General features: G+C 77.6%; 4 protein-coding genes. 2 read left to right on the forward strand and 2 right to left on the reverse strand.

Annotation, left to right across the window (positions count from 1 at the left end; all coding sequences use genetic code 11):
• Positions 1-135: 135 nt before the first annotated feature.
• Positions 136-966 (reverse strand): NAD(P)H-binding protein, encoded by an 831-nt coding sequence (locus ABZ914_RS47120; RefSeq protein WP_500201157.1) that lies wholly within the window; start codon positions 964-966, stop codon positions 136-138.
• Between the two features lie 93 nt (positions 967-1,059).
• On the opposite strand from ABZ914_RS47120, the gene ABZ914_RS47125 reads away from it, so the two are divergent.
• On the forward strand, positions 1,060-1,878 hold the full coding sequence (locus tag ABZ914_RS47125) for a helix-turn-helix transcriptional regulator (protein ID WP_500201158.1): 819 nt from the start codon (positions 1,060-1,062) through the stop codon (positions 1,876-1,878).
• A 281-nt stretch (positions 1,879-2,159) separates the two neighbouring features.
• Entirely contained in the window at positions 2,160-2,966 is an 807-nt protein-coding gene (locus tag ABZ914_RS47130; protein WP_500201159.1) for an SAM-dependent methyltransferase, read from the forward strand.
• 61 nt (positions 2,967-3,027) lie between these two features.
• Here the strand turns inward: ABZ914_RS47130 and ABZ914_RS47135 are convergent, their stop codons facing one another.
• Positions 3,028-3,870: an SMP-30/gluconolactonase/LRE family protein gene (locus ABZ914_RS47135; protein WP_500201160.1), complete on the reverse strand. Its 843-nt coding sequence runs from the start codon at positions 3,868-3,870 to the stop codon at positions 3,028-3,030.
• Positions 3,871-4,004 lie beyond the last annotated feature (134 nt).

Genomic DNA, 4,004 nt, shown 5'->3' on the forward strand with positions numbered 1-4,004 from the left:
CGCCGCCGGCGCGGCCGCGCCCGCCGCCGTCGACGGCGTCCGCGGCCGGTTCGGCTCGTCCGCGATCACCCGCGCGGTGCTGCTCGGCCGCGACCCGGGCATCGCCGTGCCGACGCTGCCCGACGAGCCGCCGGACTAGCGGAAGTCGGCGGCGTGGTCGCGGGCCCACTCGGCGAACGTGCGCGCCGGGCGCCCGGTGATCCGTTCGACGTCCCCGGTGACGGGCGGCGGCGCGTCGATGGCGGCGGCGGAGTGCCGGATCAGCGCCTCGGCGACCTCCGGCGGTCCCCACCGGGCGAGGTCGCGGCGGTGCTCGTCCAGGTCCTGCCGTTCGACGGCGACGGTGCGGCCGATCGCCTCGCCGATCCGCTCGGCCTGCCGCCGCCGGGTGAGCCGCTCCGGCCCGGTGAGGACGGGCGCGGTCCCCGCGTGCCCCGGTTCGGTCAGGGCGCGCAGCGCGACCGCGGCGATGTCGGCCTCGTGGATCGGCGCCGTCCACGACTCGGGGAACGGGTCGCGGACGACCCCTTCGGCGCGGATCGTGCCCGCCCACTGCAGCGCGTTCGTCGCGAAGCCGCCGGCGCGCAGGAGCGTCCACGCGATGCCGGAGCGGGCGACGGCCTCCTCCGCCTCGCCGTGCAGCCGGGCGATCGGGTCCGCCGAGGAGGCGTCGGCGCCCGCCGCCGACAGCAGCACGACGTGCTCGACGCCGGCGGCGCGGGCGCGCGCGGCGAACCCGTCGAGGCCCTGCCGCTCGGCGTACAGGAAGACGCGAGCGACGCCGTCGAGGGCCGGGCCGAGCGTGGCCGGGTCGGCGAGGTCCGCGCGGACGGCCTCGACGCCGCCGGGAAGGCGCGCCGCCGCGGGGTCGCGGCCGGCCGCGCGGACGGGCAGGCCCGCGTCCAGGAGCTGCCGGACGAGGTCGCGCGCGACGCCGCCGCGCGCTCCGGTCACCAGGATCGTCATGGCTCCAGGCTGGCGCCGCGCCGCGCCGGGCGGGTAGGCACGGCGGGGCCTGGGACCGGCGGTACCACCCCGCGCGGCGGCATCATGGGGGCGATGGACAGGGCGGGGATGGACACGGCAGGGATGGACAGGCGGGAGCTGGCCGGCTTCCTGCGCAGCCGGCGCGACCGGATCCGGCCGGACGAGGCGGGCTTCGCCGCGGGCGGGCGCCGCCAGACGCCCGGGCTGCGCCGCGAGGAGGTGGCGCTGCTGGCGGGCATCTCGGTGGACTACTACATCCGGCTCGAGCAGGCGCGCGGGCCGAGGCCGTCCGCGCAGGTGCTCGCCGCGCTCGGCCGCGCGCTCCGGCTGACCGGCGACGAGACCGGCTACCTGCTCGGCTTCGCCGGCCCGCCGCCCGCGCCCGCCCCGGCGGAGGTCCCGGCCAACGTGCTGCGGCTGCTCGACCGGCTGGACGGCGTCCCGGCGATGGTGATCAACGCCTGCTACGACGTGCTGGCGTGGAACCGGATGCTGACCGCGCTGATCGGCGACCTGGCGGAGGCGCCGCCGGAACGGCGCAACACGCTGCGCTGGCTGTTCGGCGGCCCGCTGGACGGCGCCCGGCTGGAGCTGGCCCGGCGGTGCGTCGCCGACCTGCGCGCGAGCGGCCGCTACCCCGGCGACCCGGCCGTGCGCGCGATCGTCGCCGAGCTGTCGGCCGCGAGCCCGGAGTTCGCCGGGATGTGGGCCGCCCGCGAGATCGAGGTGCAGCGCACGATCACCAAGCGCGCCGTCCACCCGGTGGCGGGGGAGCTCGACCTCGACTGCGAGATCCTGCCGGTCCCGGGCGGCGAGCACCGCGTCGTGCTGTACACGGCGGCGCCGGGCAGCGCGTCCGACCGGGGGCTTCAGAGGCTCCGCGGCACCTGAGCCGGGCGCGGCACCTCGATCCGGCGCGCCGCGGCCAGGGCCGCCAGGCGCCCGATCGCCGGGACCTCCAGCGGCAGCAGCGAGGGCCGCGGGTGGACGCGGCGACGCCGGCGGGCGCCCTGCGCGCCGCGCGCGCGGCCGACCCGGACATCGGCCTCGACGCCGGGCTGATCGACCTGCTCGACGGCTGACGCCGGGCGGACCGGACGCGGTGCGTCCCGGCGCGAGCACGGCGCGTCCCGTGAGACGATCGTCTTCCCCGGGACGAAGCGGAGAGTGCCATGGCCGAGGAGAGGTGGTCCCCCGCCCACGTCGACCTGACGACGCCCAACACCGCGCGGATCTACGACTACCTGCTCGGCGGCAAGGACAACTACGCCGCCGACCGCGAGGTGGCCGAGCAGCTGATGGCCGTCATCCCCGAGGCGCGGACGGCCGCCAGGGCGAACCACGCCTTCATCGGGCGCGCCGTCCGGCACCTCGCGCGGCAAGGCGTGCGGCAGTTCATCGACGTCGGCAGCAAGCTTCCGGCGGACGGCAACGTGCACGAGGTGGCGGCCGCCGTCGCCCCGGACGCGACCGTCGTGTTCGCCGACGGCGACCCGGTCGTGCTGGTGCACGCGCGGGCGCTGCTCGCCGGCACCGAGCGGACGGCGGTCGTGCACTGCGACCTCGCGCGTCCCGAGACGCTCCCGGACGACCCCGAGGTCCGCGAGCACATCGACTTCACCGAGCCGGTGGCGATCGTGCTCGACCGCGTCCTGCACTTCATCGGCGACGCCGCCGACGCCCGGCGGTCCGTCCAGCGGCTGCACGACGCCCTCCCGCCCGGCGGCCACGTGGTGTTCACGCACATCACCCAGGACCCGCAGCCGGAGTCCAGTGGCGACGTCGGGCAGGTGTTCAAGCCGACCAGCGGGCACTTCTGGGGCCGCACCCGCGCCGAGATCGAGTCGATCGTCGAGCCGTTCGACCTGCTCGACCCCGGCCTCACCTACACCCCGCTGTGGCGGCCCGATCCCGGCGGCGAGGACGTCCGGCACCCCGAGCGGACGTTCACCCTCGCGGGCGTCGGCCGCCGCGCCTGACCCCGCCGCGCCCGATCCCGCCGCACGCGGCCCTTCCACCCGGCCGCCGCACCCGGACGGGTCAGGCGGCGAACGCGGGGGACGGCAGGCCCTGCCCCGCGTCCGGGACGACGAACAGGGATCCGGCGTGGGAGTCGTCCTTCGGGGCGCCCGCGGCCGCCGTCGTGACGTAGAGGTCGCGGAGGTCCGGGCCGCCGAACGCGCAGGCGGTGGTCTGGGCGGCGGGCACCTCGACGGTGCGGTCGAGACCGCCGGCTGGGGTGTAGCAGAGGACGCGCCCGCCGCCCCACAGCGCCACCCAGAGCCGCCCCTCGGCGTCGACGGTCAGCCCGTCCGGCAGCCCTGGGACGGAGACGAACGCGCGGCGGCCGGTGGCGCCCTCCTCGGGGCGGAAGTCGAAGACGTCGATGCGGCGCGTGGGCGTGTCCACGTAGTACATCAGGCGCCCGTCGGGGCTCCAGGCGATCCCGTTGCTGACCGTCACGTCGTCCAGCACCGTGGTCGTCTCGCCGTCGGGGAGGACGCGGCGCAGCCGGCCGCCTCCCGGCGCCTCGTCGTAGCGCATGGTCCCGGCCCAGAACGCGCCGTCCGGGCCGACGGCGGCGTCGTTGCCGCGGCAGCCCGGGACGGGGTGCTCGGCGAGCCAGCGGAACGAGCCGTCGGGATCGTAGAGCCCGACGCCGTCGCGGAGGTTGACGACCAGCCCGCCGCCCGCCCGGGGCCGGGCCGCGCCCACGTGCTGGGCCGTGTGGCGGACGGTGTCGGCGCCGGTGGCCGGGTCGTAGGCGTGCACCTCGTTGCCGAGGATGTCGACCCAGAGCAGCACGCCGCCGTCGGCGTGCCAGTTGGGTCCCTCGCCGAGCCGCGCGCGGGAGGGCAGGGCGATCTCGATGCGGTGTTCCATGCGGATCCTCGGTCGCTCCGGACGGGCGGGAGCGGGCACCGGGCCGGCGGCCCCGATCCCCCTCCCGGCCGGGGTCAGGACGTGGCGCAGGTGTAGAAGCTGGTTGAGTCGGAAGGCAGGCCGGGCCGCAAGGG

The sequence above is a fragment of the Spirillospora sp. NPDC046719 genome (assembly GCF_040645715.1).
Lineage (GTDB): Bacteria > Actinomycetota > Actinomycetes > Streptosporangiales > Streptosporangiaceae > Spirillospora.